Source organism: Nonomuraea sp. NPDC049421 (assembly GCF_040677005.1).
GTDB lineage: Bacteria > Actinomycetota > Actinomycetes > Streptosporangiales > Streptosporangiaceae > Nonomuraea > Nonomuraea salmonea.
On sequence record NZ_JBFAQA010000001.1, the window covers coordinates 542,119 to 556,771 of the forward strand.

The following is a 14,653-nucleotide window of genomic DNA, read 5'->3' on the forward strand; positions in this document are numbered from 1 at the left end:
CGACGTAGCCTGAAGGCGTGCTGCGGCGGACAATCAGGGCAACGGACATCGAGTCGCCCGACGAGCTGATCGAGCTCCTCGACCGGCACTCCTACCTGGCCGACGAAGGGCTGGCCACGGCCGCCTTCCTGGCCCTGCGCATGGGACGGCCGCTCTTCCTCGAAGGCGAGGCGGGGGTCGGCAAGACCGAGCTGGCCAAGACGCTGGCCGCGCTGCTGGACGCGCCGCTCATCAGGCTGCAGTGCTACGAGGGGCTCGACGCCGCCCAGGCGCTCTACGACTGGGACTTCGCCCGCCAGCTCCTCCACCTCAAGGCCGCGGAGGCCGCCGGGATCACCGACGTCGGCCGGCTGGAGGGCGAGATCTACGACCGGCGCTTCCTCATCGCCAGGCCGCTGCTGAAGGCCGTCGAGACGCAGCCGAGCGTGCTGCTGGTGGACGAGATCGACCGGGCCGACGACGAGTTCGAGGCGTTCCTGCTCGAGGTGCTCTCCGACTTCACGATCTCGATCCCCGAGCTGGGCACGGTGAAGGCCGCGACCCCGCCGGTGGTCGTGGTGACCTCCAACAGGACGCGCGAGGTGCACGACGCGCTCAAGCGGCGCTGCCTCTACCACTGGCTCGAACATCCCGGCTTCGAGCGCGAGGTCGCGATCCTGCGGCGCCGCCTGCCCGCCTGCACCGAGACGCTGGCCGCGCAGGTCGCAGGGGCGGCCGGCCGGCTGCGGCAGGCGGACCTGGTCAAACCGCCGGGCGTGGCCGAGACGCTCGACTGGACCGAGGCGCTGCTGACGCTCGGCGCCGAGGAGCTCGACCCCGGACGGGCCGCCGCCACGCTGGGCGCGGCGCTGAAGTACCGGGAGGACGTCGCGGCGGTGCTGGGCAACGGGCTGCTGGACAAGGTGCTGCCCGGCCATGAGTGAGCTGGTCGCCACCATGACGGGGTTCGCCAGGACGTTGCGCGCCGCGGGCGTCGCGGCCGACCACGAACGCACCCAGAACCTGCTCAGAGCACTCGATCACCTCGATGTGACCGACCCCGCCGAGGTCTACTGGGCCGGGCGGCTGACGTTGTGCGCGGGGCCCGACGACCTGCCCCGCTACGACCGCTGCTTCGCCGCGTACTTCGGGGGCCACAAGGCCGCGCTCACCCGTACGGCGACCGCGACCGTCACCCGGCACCTGGCCGAACACGACGGGGGCGAGGGCGGCGACGGCGAGGACGACGGCACCACCGCGCCCGCCGCCGCCAGCAGGGCCGAGGTGCTGCGGCACCGCGACGTGGCCCGGCTGAGCGAGGCCGAGCGGGCCGAGGTGCACCGCATGCTCGCCCTGCTGAGCCACGGCCGGGCCAGGCGCCGCTCGCGCCGGTTCGAGCCCGCCCGCAGGGGGAGCCTCGACCAGCGCCGCACCGTCCGCGACGCGCTCAGGAAGGGCGACGTGGCCAGGCTCCGCCGCCGCAGGCACACCACCAGGCCGCGCCGGGTCGTGCTGTTCGTGGACGTCAGCGGCTCGATGGCCCCGTACGCCGAGACGCTGCTGCGCTTCGCCCACGCGCTGGTCAGGACCGAGCCGAGGGCCACCAGGGTCTTCTCGGTCGGCACCAGGCTCACCCCGATCACCGCCGAGCTGCGCCACCGCGACCCCGGGACGGCGCTCAACGAGGTGTCCAAGGTGATCCCCGACTGGAGCGGCGGCACCCGGCTCGGCGAGGAACTGAGGGAGTTCCTCGGCCGTTACAGCGCCAGGGGCGCGATCGCGGTGATCGCCTCCGACGGGTGGGAGCGTGGCGATCCCGCGTTGCTGGGCACCCAGATGGGCCGGCTCGCCCGGCAGGCGCACCGGGTGATCTGGGTCAACCCGCACAAGGGGTATGACGACTACCAGCCGCTCACGGGCGGCATGCGGGCCGCATTGCCCCACCTCGACGACCTGGTGGCCGGGCACAGCCTGGCCGCGTACGAGCGACTCAGCGAAAGGCTCGCCCATGCGTGACGTGCTGCCGGAGATCATGAAGTGGTGGCGGTCGGGGCTCAAGTTCGGACTGGCCACCGTGGTGGGCACCTGGAGCAGCGCACCCCGGCAGCCCGGCGCGGCCATGGCGGTGCGCGGCGACGAGGTGGTCGGCAGCGTCTCGGGCGGCTGCGTGGAGGGCGCGGTCTTCGAGCTGGCCGCCGAGGCCGACGCGCCCCTGCTGCAGCGGTACGGCGTCAGCGACGACGACGCCTTCGCCGTCGGCCTCACCTGCGGCGGCATCATCGACATCCTCGTCGAGCCGGTCTCGATCGAGACCTTCCCCGAGCTGGGCGAGATCGCCGCGGCGGTGGAGGAGCACCGGCCGGTCGCCGTGGCCACCGTCGTCTCGGGGCCAGGCCAGGTCGGCGCCCGCCGGATCATCTGGCCCGACCACGCCACCGGCAGCCTCGGCCTGGAGCGCCTCGACGCCGCCGTGGACGACGACGCCCGCGGCATGCTCGCCCAGGGCCTGACCGGCCTGCGGCACTACGGCGGTCAGGGGGAGCGTCGGCTGGACGACCTCGCGGTGTTCGTGCAGTCGTTCGCGCCGCCGCCGCGCATGCTGGTGTTCGGGGCGATCGACTTCGCCGCCGGCGTCGCCAGGGTGGGCAAGTTCCTCGGCTACCACGTGACCGTGTGCGACGCGCGGCCGGTCTTCGCCACCGCCAAGCGCTTCCCCGACGCCGACGAGGTCGTGGTCAAGTGGCCGCACGACTACCTCGCCTCGGTGCAGGTGGACGAGCGTACGGTGATCTGCGTGCTGACCCACGACCCCAAGTTCGACGTGCCGCTGCTGGAGGTGGCGCTGCGCACGAACGCGGGCTACGTCGGCGCCATGGGCTCGCGCCGCACCCACGACGACCGTATGGCGCGGCTGCGGGAGTCGGGGCTCACCGAGGACGAGCTGGCCAGGCTGCGCTCGCCCATCGGGCTCGACCTCGGCGCCCGCACCCCCGAGGAGACCGCGGTGTCGATCGCCGCCGAGCTGATCCAGCTGCGCTGGGGCGGCTCAGGCCGGCCGCTGACCACCACGGAGGGCCGCATCCACCACGAGACGCCGTGAAGGACACGCGGGTGGCCGGGCTGCTGCTGGCCGCGGGCGAGGGATCGCGGCTCGGGCGGCCGAAGGCGCTGGTCGAGTATGCCGGTGAGCGGCTCGTCGATCGCGGCGTGCGGCTGCTGGCCGAGGGCGGCTGCCATCCGGTCGTGGTCGTGCTGGGCGCGGCCACGGTGCGGGTGCGCGGGGCGGTGACCGTGCGCAACCCCGATTGGGCGAGCGGCATGGGCTCCTCGCTGCGCGCCGGGCTGGCCGCGCTGCCCGCGCAGGCGGAGGCGGTGGTGGTGGCGCTGGTGGACCAGCCGCTGATCGGGCCGGGCGCGGTGCGCGCGCTGATCGGCTCGGGGGCGGGGCTGGCGGTCGCCACGTACGGCGGGCGGCGCCGCAACCCGGTGCTGATCGCCCGTACGCACTTCGCCGGGGTGGCGGAGCTGGCCGTGGGCGACGTGGGGGCGCGGGCGTACCTGAAGGCTCATCCCGAGCTGGTCACCGAGGTGCCGTGCGACGGGCACGGCGACCCGTCCGACATCGACACGCCCGCCGACCTCGACCGGCTGCTGCCCCGCTCCTAGAAGCGCAGGGAGGCGATCGCGGCGCGGTGGTCGCTGCCCGTGGCGGGCGCCACGCCCGCCTCGGTCGCCGTCATGCCGCGGTGGAGGATGTGGTCGGGCCTGGTGATCGGGAACTCGGCCGGCCAGGTGAAGCCGAACCCGTCGCCCGCCTCGCTCTGCGCGTCGGTCAGCGGCGGCGTCAGGCCGCTCATGCCACGGTCGGTGGTGGCGGTGTTGAGGTCGCCGAGCAGCAGGATGCGCTTGCTCGGGTCGGCGTCGACGAGCTCGCGCGCCCTGGCCAGCGAGACGTCGCGCGAGGTGGTGTGGCCCGGCCTCGCCGAGGCGAGGTGCATGACGTAGACGGTGACCTTGCCCTTGGGGGTGGTGACGACCGCCCGCAGGGCGCGCGGCCAGCCCATGCCGACGTCGAGCGGCTTGGTCTCGCTGAGCGGGTAGCGGCTCCACAGCCCGACCGTGCTGACCGCGTAGTGGTGCTTGAACATCTTGTTGAGCTGCTTGGCCGCCGGGCCGCCCCTGGTCAGCTCCTGTGCGGCCAGCAGGTCGAGGTCCTTGGCGATGGCGCGGACGGCCTCGCCCGACGCGTTGTTGGTCACCCCCACGTTGACGGTGCCCACGGCCAGGTCGCTCGGACCGCCGGGCGGGGTGCGCAGCAGCGTGGAGCCGAACATGACGGCCCAGATCAGGCCGGGCAGCAGCGCGGCGGCCACCGCGCCGGTCGAGCGGGCGACGGCGGCGAAGGCCAGCAGCAGCGGCACCGCGAGGCCCATCCACGGCAGCAGGCTCTCCAGGACGGGGGTGAACCCACCCAGCGCCGGGATCAGCCGATGGCCCGCCAGGGCCGCGGAAACCGCGACGGAGACGACGATGACGACCCGCTTCAGCACCTGATCCAGGCTAGCCGCTCCGGCCCGGCGCACCGGCGCGATAGCATGGTGCCGTCTCAACAGAACATCATTCGGTCAGTGGGAGCCCTGAATGCGCATCGGTATGGCACTCAACTACGCGGGCGGCTTCAAGGAGTCGGTGGCCGAGCTGGCCGACTACGAGAAGGCCGGGCTGGACATCGTGTTCGTGGCCGAGGCCTACTCCTTCGACGCCGTCAGCCAGATGGGCTACATCGCGGCCAGGACCGAGCGGCTGCAGATCGCCTCCGGCATCCTGCCGATCTACTCGCGCACGCCGACGCTGCTCGCCATGACGGCCGCCGGGCTCGACTACGTCTCCGACGGGCGGTTCACGCTGGGGCTCGGCGCGTCGGGGCCGCAGGTGATCGAGGGCTTCCACGGGGTGCCGTACACCGCGCCGCTCGGGCGCACGCGGGAGGTCATCGAGATCTGCCGCCAGGTCTGGCGGCGCGAGCGCGTCCAGTACGACGGCCGCCACTACACCGTGCCGCTCCCGCCCGGCCACGGCACCGGCCTGGGCAAGCCGCTCAAGCTCATCAACCACCCCGTACGCCCCCGCATCCCCATCATGATCGCCGCCATCGGCCCCAAGAACGTCGAGCTGACCGCCGAGCTGGCCGAGGGCTGGGAGCCGATCTTCTACCTGCCGGAGAAGGCCGCCGACGTCTGGGGCTCCTCGCTGGCCGCGGGCAGGGCGAAGCGCGACCCCGAGCTGGGCGAGCTCGACGTCGTCGCGCACGCCACGCTGGCGATCGGCGACGACGTGGCGGGGCTGCGCGAGTTCGGCCGGCCGATGGCCGCCCTCTACATCGGCGGCATGGGCGCCAAGGGCCGCAACTTCTACAACGACCTGGCCAGGCGCTACGGCTACGAGAAGGAGGCCGAGCGGATCCAGGATCTCTACCTGGAGGGCAAGAAGGACGAGGCCGCCGCGCTGGTCCCGGCCGAGCTGCTGGAGAAGACGTCGCTGATCGGCGACGAGGGCTTCGTGCGCGACCGGGTGCGGGCGCTGAAGGAGTCGGGGGTGACCACCCTGAACGTGGCGCCGATCGCCAAGACGCACGAGGACCGGGTGAGGCTCATCGAGCAGATCAAGGAGATCGTGGCGTAGATCACACTTCGTCGGGGAATTTGCCACATTTCCTGATGGTTATGCCGGGCTGTGAGGTTTTCCGTGGTGATCGTGTGGCTCATCGAGCGGCTGCACATCGATCTGTGCCGGCTGCACGGATCGCTCTGTAGCTGACGCCGCTCTCGTCCCTGTCGTCAACTCCCTCACCCCGGCATGCCTCTGGCATGCCCGCATGCGAAGGCATCCCCCCGTGAAGAGATTCACCTTCTCCCTGCAGTTGCTGCTGGGCCTCGCCGTCGGCATCGCCCTCGGCTTCGTCGCCAAGATCTGGGACGTCGCCTGGCTCACCGAGACGCTCACCAAGGTCGGCTCGATCTTCGTCCAGCTGCTCAAGCTCGCCGTTCCGCCACTCGTCTTCACCGCGGTCCTGGTCAGCGTGGCCAACCTGCGCAACGTCAACGGCGCCGCCAGGCTCGCCACCAAGACGCTGGTCTGGTTCCTCGTCACCGCGGCCGTCTCGGTGGCGCTGGCGATCGGGCTCGGCCTGCTCATCAACCCCGGCCAGGGCGTCACCCTCGACACCGGCGCGGCCAAGGCGCCCGAGCACGCCGGCACCTGGCTCGACTTCGTCACCGGCATCCTGCCCACGAACATCGTCACCGCCTTCACCGAGGTCGAGGTCCTCCAGATCGTCTTCCTCGGCGTCGTGCTCGGCGCGGCCGCCCTGGCCGCCGGCGACAAGGCCGAGCCGTTCCTGAACCTCGCCCGTTCCGTCCTGGAGCTGGTGCAGAAGGCGCTGTGGTGGGTCATCAGGCTCGCCCCCATCGGCACCGCCGGCCTGATCGGCAAGGCGGTCTCCACGTACGGGTGGGACCTGCTCGCGCCGCTCGCCAAGTTCAGCGCCGGCGTCTACATCGGCTGCTTCATCGTGCTGCTCGCCGTCTACCCGGCGCTGCTGGCCTTCTGGGGCAAGGTGAGCCCGGTCCGGTTCTTCCGCAACGCCTGGCCCGCGATCGAGCTGGCGTTCGTCTCCCGCTCCTCGGTCGGCACGCTGCCGCTGACGCAGCGGGTCTCGGTCGAGCGCAACGGCGTGGACGCCGACTACGCCTCGTTCGCCGTGCCGTTCGGCGCGACCACCAAGATGGACGGCTGCGCCTCCGTCTACCCGGCGCTCGCCGCGATCTTCGTGGCCCAGGTGTTCGGCATCCAGCTCGGGGTGGGCGACTACCTGCTCATCGCGTTCGTCTCCGTGGTCGGCTCGGCCGCCACGGCGGGCCTGACCGGCGCGACCGTCATGCTGACACTCACCCTCAGCACGCTGGGCCTGCCGCTCGAGGGCGTCGGCCTGCTGCTGGCCATCGACCCGATCCTGGACATGATCCGCACCGCGACCAACGTGACCGGGCAGATGGTCGTCCCGGTGCTGGTGGCGCGCTCGGAGGGCCGCCTCGACACGGCCGTCTTCAACGCGCCGCCGCAGCCGCTCGACCAGCCGCGCGTGACCCGCGTGGCGGAGCCCGCGACGGCCTGAGTCCGTGGGGAAGGGGGGCGGGTGCACCGCCCCCCTTTTTCCTGCCCGTACGCGGCCGGGCAGCGTGTACGCGGGGCGTCGGGGGCCGCGGGGGCCTATGGTAAGTCGGAAATCCTGATAATCCTGATTTCTGAGTATTTGGCGGGGATATGTCCGACGCGGAGCGCGCGCCCTCCTTGATCGCCGGCCGGTACCGGCTCGACGAGCGCATCGGCAGCGGCCCGATGGGCGAGGTGTGGCGAGGGTACGACACGCGGGCCGACTGGGTCGTGGCCGTCAAGGTGCTCGGCGCCAGAGCGGCCGGCCCGGCCACCCGTGAGGTGCTCAGACAGCACGCCCAGGCCGTCGCCAAGGTCATCCACCCCAACGTCGCCATGGTCCTGGACGTCGGCGAGCACGACGGGGCGCCGTTCCTCGTCATGGAGCACCTGACCGGGCTCAGCCTGGGCGAGGAGCTCGCCGCGCGCGGCAGCCTGACCATCGTCGAGGTGTGCGACCTGATCGGGCAGGCCGCCGCCGGGCTCGACGCCGCGCACCGGGCCGGCGTCGTGCACGGGCAGGTCGACCCCGACGCCTTCAGGATGGCCGCCAGCGGCGTGCTCAAGGTCGTCGGGTTCGGGATGGACGGGCGCGAGCCCGTACGCGGCAGTGGCCGCTACGCCGCCCCCGAGCGGGTCCCCGGCGAGCCCGCCGAGGCGCCCGGCGACATCTACGCGCTCGGCTGCGTCTGCTACGAGCTGCTGTGCGGGCGCCCGCCCTTCGGCGACGACGCGCCCAGGGGCCAGGTGACGCCGCCCAGCGGCGTCAGGGCCGAGGTGCCCGCCGAGCTGGACCGGCTGGTGCTCGCCATGCTCGCCGACGACCCCGCCAGGCGGCCGGGCAGCGGCGAGTCCATCAGGCGTACGCTCGCCGCCATCGCCCGCCCCAAGCCCGCCGCCCCGCCCCAGACCGGCGCCTCCCCCAACGGCGGCGTCCCGCCCCAGACCGGCGCCTTTCCCCACGGCGGAGTCCCGTCCCAGACCGGCTCCGGCCCTGTGCCCGGGGGCATGCCGCAGACCGGGGCCTCGCTGCGCGGGGCCGGGCTCGGGCAGGGGGCCGGTGCCACCGAGGTCTACGCCGTGCCGCCGCGGGCCGGTGACACCGCCGTCTTCCAGGCCGCCGACCTGGAGCCGGAGCCGCCGTCGGGAGCCCGTAACCGCAAGCTGATCCTGCAGATCGGCATCGCCGTCGCCGTCATCGCGGCCGTGACCGTGGTCATGGTCTCGATCGCGGGACAGCGCGAGGAGCAGCCGGTCGCGGAGACCACTCCCACCGTCGTCCCGACCGAGACACTGGAGGAGGTGGCGCCCAGCTCGCCGCCGCCCAGCCCCGACCCCACGCCGGAGACCGTGGCCACGATCGGCGAGGACGACATCATTTCGCTGAACGAGGCCGTGACGCCCAAGGCCACCCTCGGCGGCAGGTCCGAGCCGGCCGGCGGGTACGACACCTGGCTCCAGCGCTTCGACCAGGCCCTGATGGCGCAGGAGGCGACGGGCGGCATCGACCCCCGCGTCTCCGGCAAGGCCCGCGAGAAGCTCAGGAAGGCCGCGAGGAAGCTCGGCGAAGGCCACCTCGACTCGACGCTCAACCACGTGGCCGGCGTCTACCGCGACCTGCTGCGGGCCCAGGAGAAGGGCGACATGCAGTCCGCCGGCCCGGCGGCCGAGTTCATGCGCGACTGGCGCCTGCCCGGCCACTGACCACCGCCCGGGGCCGCGCCCAGCACAGGCCGCGCCCAGCACAGGCCGGGGCGGGCGCGTGCGGGCGGTGTGGCGGCCCCGCCCGGCTGAGCGGGCCGCACCTGGCCCGGGGCGGGCACGTGCGGCGGTGTCCTTGTCGCCAGGGGGGCGTAGATTGGCGGAATGACCTTCGACTACGCGGCGCGGCGGGCGCGGCTGGCCGAGTCGCTGGCCGGCCACGAGGTTCACGCGCTGCTCGTCACCTCGCCGGTCAACGTCCGCTACCTGACCGGCCTGGTCAGCTCCAACGCCGCCGTCCTGGTGGGCGCCGACGGCGGCGCGGTGCTGGCCACCGACAACCGCTACATCGGCGCGGCCAGGGCGCTCGACCTGCCCGTGGTGGAGGCGGCCGACGTCGCGGCGCGGCTGCTCACGCCCAGCCCCGGCGCGCAGGAGGGCACCAGAGGGGTCGGCATCGAGGCGGCGTGCATGAGCGTGGCCACGTACCTGCGGCTGGGCGAGGGTCTCGTGCCGCTCGGACCGGTCGTGGAGCGGTTGCGCGCGGTCAAGGACGAGCAGGAGCTCGACCTCATCCGCACCGCCTGCGCGATCACCGACCAGGCGTTCGCGGACGTCGCGCCGCGCATCGCGCCCGGCATGACAGAGCGCGAGCCGGCCCGCCTGCTGGAGCAGCGGATGGCCGAGCTGGGCGCCGACAAGCCCGCGTTCGACACGATCGTGGCGGCGGGGGAGAACGGCGCGGTGCCGCACCACAGCCCCACCGGCCGCGAGCTGCGCGCGGGAGACCTGGTCACCATCGACTTCGGCGCCCGCTACCAGGGCTACCACGCCGACATGACGCGTACCGTCAGCCTGGGCCCGCCCGCTGCCTGGCAGCGCGAGCTGTACGACCTCGTCGCCGAGGCCCAGCGGGCCGGACGACACGCCCTGACCCCTGGCGCCGGGGCCAGGGAGGTCGACTCCGCGGCCAGGTCGGTCGTGGCACGGGCGGGCCACGGCGAGCACTTCAGGCACGGTCTCGGCCACGGTGTCGGCCTGGAGATCCACGAGGAGCCGTTCCTCGGCCCGTCAAGGACCGGTAGACTAGAGGATCGAGTTCCGATCACCGTCGAGCCGGGGGTCTACCTCCCGGACCGGGGCGGGGTTCGCATCGAGGACACGCTCGTGACACGTGAGGGCGGGCCGGAACTCTTCACCAAGACGACCAAGGAGCTGCTCGTCCTTTAGAGCGGCCGCACGCGGGAGAAGAACGAGTGGCGACGACCAACGACCTCAAGAACGGCATGGTGCTGAAGCTCGAGGGCGGTGAGCTCTGGAGCGTTGTCGAGTTCCAGCACGTCAAGCCGGGCAAGGGCGGCGCGTTCGTGCGCACCAAGCTCAAGAACGTCCTCTCCGGCAAGGTCGTCGACAAGACCTTCAACGCCGGGGTGAAGGTCGAGGTGGCCAACGTCGACAAGCGCGAGATGCAGTACTCGTACAAGGACGGCGACGAGTTCGTGTTCATGGACACCGAGACCTACGACATGGTCAACGTGCCGGCCGGCACCGTCGGCACCGCGGCCAACTACATGCTGGAGAACACCCTGGCCACGGTCGCCTTCAACGAGGGCTCCGCGCTCTACGTCGACCTGCCCGCCGCCGTCGAGCTGACCATCTCCAACACCGAGCCCGGCCTGCAGGGCGACCGCTCCACCGGCGGCACCAAGCCGGCCACGCTGGAGACCGGCGCCGAGATCAAGGTGCCGCTGTTCATCACCACCGGCGAAAAGGTCAAGGTCGACACCCGCAGCGGCGAATACCTCGGCCGGGCCTGAGGTGTCGGCACGCGGCAAAGCACGCAGGAGAGCGCTCGACATCCTCTTCGAGGCTGAGCTGCGCGACGAGGATCCGCTGAAGATCCTCGCCGAGCGCGTGGAGCGGCAGGAGCCGCCGGTCAACGAATACACCTCGACCCTCGTGGAGGGGGTCGCCAGGCACCACGCGCGCATCGACGAACTCATCACGACGTACGCCGAGGGCTGGACACTCGATCGGATGCCGGCCGTCGACCGTAATCTGCTGCGCGGCGGCACGTACGAGCTGTTGTGGATGCCCGGCGTGCCCGAGGGCGTGGTCATCAGCGAGTGGGTGCACCTGGCGGGGGAGCTGTCCACCGACGAGTCGCCGCAGTTCATCAACGGGCTGCTGGCGCGCTTCAAGCAACTCAAGCCAAGCCTCACCCTTTAGACACCCATTAGGTACCCCGTTTCGGGGGACCGGAGGGCCACGTTCGGGGTACGTTTCGAACCACGCCGGTCCGTACGGATGAGGGGCGCGTCACCAGCCGCGACGCGCCCTTTTCCGTTCTCGCAGGTGAGTGGCCGGTTTTCGTCGGTGCCGCTGGCTAGGGTGACCGCATGGTGACAGAGGACGACGTACGCCGGCTGGCGCTGGCGCTGCCCGAGACCGCCGAGCGCGCCATGTACGGCACGCCCGCCTTCTACGTGCGCGGCAAGTGGTTCGCCCGGATGCGGGAGGAGGGCGACCTGCTGGTGCTCCCGGTGCCGTCCGAGGAGCACAAGCACGAGCTGCTGACCGCGGAGCCTGCCACGTTCACCACCACGCCCCACTACGACGGGCACGCGATCGTGCTCGTGCGGCTGGCGGCGGTCGACCCAGGCGAGCTGGGCGAGCTGCTGGCGGAGGCGTGGCGGCTGCGCGCTCCCAAGGGCCTGGCGGCCGCCACAGAGCCGGCTGACGGCCACGGGCGCGGCTGAGCGCGACAGGACGACCCAGGATGACCCGGCCGCCGCCCCCAGGGCTGAGCGCCGCTCAGACGGTGGCGTGCAGGCTTTCCGGTAATGGGTCCTTCAGCAGGGGAGCGGGTGCTCCCGCGTACGGCGTAGGCTGGGGCCCGTCCATGGAGAAAGCCGTCCGCGAAGTGCACGTTTCGCGAGACGCGCGAGCCGCGTTTCGCGGCGGCCGTCCGGCCGGCCCGGGCGCCGCCCGTGGGGCGCCGGTCGCGGCGGAGAGGGAGGCGAGCCGAGGTTGCGTGCAGAAGGCGTCACCACGAGGACCCCGGCGGTGCGCACCGCCGTCGTCTGGGACGCGTTGCGGTCCATGCTGGCCGAGCGCACGGCGGCCACCGGGCGGACGTCGCTCGACATCGTCGACGCCGGCGGCGGCACCGGCGGGTTCGCCGTGCCGCTGGCCGAGCTCGGCCATTCCGTCACCGTCGTCGACCCGAGCCCCGACTCGCTGGCCGCGCTGGAGCGCCGCGCCAAGGAGCGCGGCGTGAGCGTGCGCGGCCTCCAGGGCGACGCCGCCGACCTGGGCGAGCTGCTCAGCCGCGACGCCGCCGACCTGGTCCTGTGCCACAGCGTGCTCGAATATGTCGAAGACCCGATCAGCGCGCTCACCGCGGTGGCCGGGCTGCTGCGCAGGGGCGGCACGGTCAGCGTGCTGGCCGCCAACCCGGTCGCCAGCGCCATCCACCGGGCGCTGGCCGGGCAGTTCGACGAGGCCAGGGCCGTGCTGAGCGACCCGGGCGGCACCTGGGGCGACCGTGACCCGACGCCGCGCCGCTTCTCCGCCGGGACGCTGACCGAGCTGCTGGGCGCCACCGGGTTCGCGATCGGCTCCATCCACGGCGTCCGCGTCTTCGCCGACCTGGTGCCGAGCCGGCTGCTCGACGGCGAGCCGGGTGCCGCCGAGGCGCTGGTCGCGCTGGAGCAGGCCGCCTCCACCCATCCCGTGCTGCGCGACGTCGCGACGCAGCTGCACGTGCTCGCCCACCGGACCTGAGCCCGCGGAAGGGAAGAATCGATGACCGCTCCCCTCGGTGTAGAACGCCTGTTCGGATAGAATCGGCGGCGTGTCTCGCAAGCAGATCACCGGCATCGGCCCCGCTCCGCGGACCGGGGTCGATGACAGCGGCTGCCCGATTCTCCACGTCGACATGGACGCCTTCTTCGCCAGCGTCGAGCTGCTCGAGCGGCCCGAGCTGAAGGGGCGTCCGGTGATCGTGGGCTCGCCCGCCGGGCGCGGCGTCGTGCTCAGCGCCACCTACGAGGCCAGGGCGTTCGGCGTGCACTCGGCGATGCCGATGAGCCGGGCGCGTCGGCTCTGCCCGCAGGCCACGATCATCCCGCCGAGCCACGGCAAATACTCCGAGGTCTCCAAGGGCGTCATGGAGATCTTCCACGCCATCACCCCGCTGGTCGAGCCCATCGCGTCCGATGAGGCGTTCCTCGACGTGGGAGGTGCGAGACGGCGGCTCGGCCCGCCCGCGACGGTGGCCGCCATGATCAGGGAGCAGGTGTCGGAGCGCTACGGCATCACGTGCTCCGTGGGCGTGGCGAGCAGCAAATTCATCGCAAAGCTCGCCTCCAAGCAGTGCAAGCCCGACGGGCTGCTGGTCGTGCCCGCCGGCGAGGTGGTCGACTTCCTCCACCCGCTGCCCGTCTCGGCCCTGTGGGGCGTCGGCGAGCGCACCGAGCAGTCGCTGGTACGCCTCGGCATCCGCACGGTCGGCGACCTCGCGAGGGTCCCGCCCACCACCCTCCAGCGCGAGCTGGGGCAGGCGGTGGGCGGCCATCTGGCGGCGCTGGCCTGGGGGCGCGACGAGCGGCCTGTGACCGCCCACGTCCCCGACAAGAGCATCGGCAACGAGGAGACGTTCGCCGCCGACGTCGACGATCCCGGCGTGATCAAGCGTGAGCTGCTGCGGCTGTCGGAGCGGGTCGCCGCTCGCATGCGTAAGGCCGGTCACGTGGGAAGAACTGTAAGTGTGAAGCTACGCCGAGCCGATTTCACCACGATCAGCCGGTCGCGCACGCTGCGTGAGCCGACCGACGTGGCTCAGGTGATTTACGCCACAGCCTGCGAGCTGTACGAGGCGGCCGGGCTCCAGCGGGTGCGGCTGCGCCTGGTGGGGGTCCGGATGGAGAACCTCCGACCGGTCGGCGAGGCCACCCGGCAGCTCAGTCTCGGCGAGAAGGAGACCGGGTGGCGCGAGGCGGAACAGGCCATGGATCGCGCCATCCGCAGATTCGGTCCCGATGCGGTGCTCCCTGCGTCGCTGGTACGTGGCAAGCTTGATGAAATAGAGACATGACGTTCGATGTCAGGACTTGCTGGGGGCGTCCGTGTCAGGATTTTGGGGAGAGGGAGGCGAGATGGGCCACAATAGAGCCATGACGTCACCTCCGGTTTGGTCTGCGTTGGACGTTTGCTTTCGCCTACGTCTACAGCCTCGTATTCTGGGGATAACCGACCGCGAGGTTCGGACACCCCGTGTCGTCCGTTGCCGTCTTCCCCGTCCTGGGGCCGTCCTTGGGAGGCGCCGTGCCGCTCTCTGAGCACGAGCAGCGCTTGCTCGACCAGATCGAGCAGGCCCTCTACGCCGAGGACCCGAAGTGGGCCAACACCGTAAGGATCAGCGACCCGCGCAGCCATTACAAGCGTCGCCTGGTCAAAGCCTCCATCGGCTTTGCCCTCGGCGTCGTCATCATGATGGTCGGCGTGGTGATGAGCCTGATCCCGCTCGGCGTCGGCGGTTTCGTGGTCATGCTCGCCGCGTGTCTGTGGGGCCTGTCCAGCTGGAAAAAGATGAACGGGTTCGGAGATTCCGCCCCCGCGGCCGGCACGGCCACTCCTCCGGGCAAGCAGGCCCGCCGGGGCAACCGGGGCAGTTTCATGGAGCGCATGGAAGAGCGCTGGCGCCGTCGCCACGACGAGCGCTGACCCGCGAGGCAAGCTGACGCGGCCGCCCCCGGCA

The 14,653-nt window shown here is 72.1% G+C and carries 15 protein-coding genes; 14 read left to right on the forward strand and 1 reads right to left on the reverse strand.

Annotated elements, in window-relative coordinates; genetic code table 11:
• The first annotated feature begins 17 nt into the window (after nucleotides 1-17).
• The 4 genes from AB0K18_RS02515 to AB0K18_RS02530 are packed head-to-tail and all read left to right on the forward strand — an operon-like array spanning nucleotide 18 to nucleotide 3,645.
• A complete protein-coding gene (locus AB0K18_RS02515; RefSeq protein WP_364908715.1) occupies nucleotides 18-923 on the forward strand; it encodes a MoxR family ATPase in 906 nt (301 codons plus the stop codon).
• Nucleotides 916-1,995: a VWA domain-containing protein gene (locus tag AB0K18_RS02520; RefSeq protein WP_364908718.1), complete on the forward strand. Its 1,080-nt coding sequence runs from the start codon at nucleotides 916-918 to the stop codon at nucleotides 1,993-1,995. The genes AB0K18_RS02515 and AB0K18_RS02520 overlap by 8 nt, the downstream gene beginning before the upstream one ends.
• Nucleotides 1,988-3,079: an XdhC/CoxI family protein gene (locus AB0K18_RS02525; RefSeq protein WP_364908720.1), complete on the forward strand. Its 1,092-nt coding sequence runs from the start codon at nucleotides 1,988-1,990 to the stop codon at nucleotides 3,077-3,079. Before AB0K18_RS02520 ends, AB0K18_RS02525 begins: the two co-directional genes overlap by 8 nt.
• A complete protein-coding gene (locus AB0K18_RS02530; protein ID WP_364908723.1) occupies nucleotides 3,076-3,645 on the forward strand; it encodes a nucleotidyltransferase family protein in 570 nt (189 codons plus the stop codon). The genes AB0K18_RS02525 and AB0K18_RS02530 overlap by 4 nt, the downstream gene beginning before the upstream one ends.
• Here AB0K18_RS02530 and AB0K18_RS02535 read toward each other — a convergent pair.
• Nucleotides 3,642-4,529, reverse strand: coding sequence for an endonuclease/exonuclease/phosphatase family protein (locus AB0K18_RS02535; RefSeq protein WP_364908726.1), 888 nt, complete (start codon nucleotides 4,527-4,529; stop codon nucleotides 3,642-3,644). The two genes, AB0K18_RS02530 and AB0K18_RS02535, sit on opposite strands and share 4 nt — an antisense overlap.
• 91 nt (nucleotides 4,530-4,620) lie before the next feature.
• On the opposite strand from AB0K18_RS02535, the gene AB0K18_RS02540 reads away from it, so the two are divergent.
• From AB0K18_RS02540 to AB0K18_RS02585, 10 genes are all read left to right on the forward strand, one after another.
• Nucleotides 4,621-5,661, forward strand: a complete 1,041-nt coding sequence (locus AB0K18_RS02540) for an LLM class F420-dependent oxidoreductase (protein ID WP_364908729.1) — start codon at nucleotides 4,621-4,623, stop codon at nucleotides 5,659-5,661.
• A gap of 211 nt (nucleotides 5,662-5,872) precedes the next feature.
• Nucleotides 5,873-7,153: a dicarboxylate/amino acid:cation symporter gene (locus tag AB0K18_RS02545; RefSeq protein ID WP_364908731.1), complete on the forward strand. Its 1,281-nt coding sequence runs from the start codon at nucleotides 5,873-5,875 to the stop codon at nucleotides 7,151-7,153.
• A gap of 149 nt (nucleotides 7,154-7,302) precedes the next feature.
• The gene (locus tag AB0K18_RS02550) at nucleotides 7,303-8,895 is read left to right on the forward strand and encodes a serine/threonine-protein kinase (RefSeq protein ID WP_364908733.1); all 1,593 of its coding nucleotides are present in this window, start codon (nucleotides 7,303-7,305) and stop codon (nucleotides 8,893-8,895) included.
• Nucleotides 8,896-9,057: 162 nt separating this feature from the next.
• Nucleotides 9,058-10,122, forward strand: coding sequence for a Xaa-Pro peptidase family protein (locus AB0K18_RS02555; protein WP_364908734.1), 1,065 nt, complete (start codon nucleotides 9,058-9,060; stop codon nucleotides 10,120-10,122).
• A 26-nt stretch (nucleotides 10,123-10,148) separates the two neighbouring features.
• Nucleotides 10,149-10,709, forward strand: a complete 561-nt coding sequence (gene efp, locus AB0K18_RS02560) for an elongation factor P (protein ID WP_355420631.1) — start codon at nucleotides 10,149-10,151, stop codon at nucleotides 10,707-10,709.
• 1 nt (nucleotide 10,710) lies between these two features.
• Nucleotides 10,711-11,121, forward strand: coding sequence for a transcription antitermination factor NusB (gene nusB / locus AB0K18_RS02565; RefSeq protein WP_345401290.1), 411 nt, complete (start codon nucleotides 10,711-10,713; stop codon nucleotides 11,119-11,121).
• A gap of 170 nt (nucleotides 11,122-11,291) precedes the next feature.
• Nucleotides 11,292-11,651, forward strand: coding sequence for an MmcQ/YjbR family DNA-binding protein (locus AB0K18_RS02570; protein WP_364564211.1), 360 nt, complete (start codon nucleotides 11,292-11,294; stop codon nucleotides 11,649-11,651).
• Nucleotides 11,652-11,922: 271 nt separating this feature from the next.
• Nucleotides 11,923-12,678 carry a methyltransferase domain-containing protein gene (locus AB0K18_RS02575; RefSeq protein ID WP_364908738.1) on the forward strand — a complete coding sequence of 252 codons (756 nt, stop codon included), beginning with the start codon at nucleotides 11,923-11,925 and terminating at the stop codon, nucleotides 12,676-12,678.
• A 70-nt stretch (nucleotides 12,679-12,748) separates the two neighbouring features.
• Complete coding sequence (dinB, locus tag AB0K18_RS02580; RefSeq protein WP_364908740.1) at nucleotides 12,749-13,990, forward strand: DNA polymerase IV; 1,242 nt, start codon at nucleotides 12,749-12,751, stop codon at nucleotides 13,988-13,990.
• A gap of 230 nt (nucleotides 13,991-14,220) precedes the next feature.
• Nucleotides 14,221-14,619, forward strand: a complete 399-nt coding sequence (locus tag AB0K18_RS02585; RefSeq protein ID WP_364366014.1) for a DUF3040 domain-containing protein — start codon at nucleotides 14,221-14,223, stop codon at nucleotides 14,617-14,619.
• The last annotated feature ends 34 nt before the right edge of the window (nucleotides 14,620-14,653 follow it).

Coding starts and splice junctions, on each gene's coding strand:
- AB0K18_RS02520 (WP_364908718.1), top strand. CDS start 916: ATGAGTGAGCTGGTCGCCACCATGACGGGGTTCGCCAGGACGTTGCGC.
- AB0K18_RS02525 (WP_364908720.1), top strand. CDS start 1,988: ATGCGTGACGTGCTGCCGGAGATCATGAAGTGGTGGCGGTCGGGGCTC.
- AB0K18_RS02540 (WP_364908729.1), top strand. CDS start 4,621: ATGCGCATCGGTATGGCACTCAACTACGCGGGCGGCTTCAAGGAGTCG.
- AB0K18_RS02550 (WP_364908733.1), top strand. CDS start 7,303: ATGTCCGACGCGGAGCGCGCGCCCTCCTTGATCGCCGGCCGGTACCGG.
- AB0K18_RS02555 (WP_364908734.1), top strand. CDS start 9,058: ATGACCTTCGACTACGCGGCGCGGCGGGCGCGGCTGGCCGAGTCGCTG.
- AB0K18_RS02570 (WP_364564211.1), top strand. CDS start 11,292: ATGGTGACAGAGGACGACGTACGCCGGCTGGCGCTGGCGCTGCCCGAG.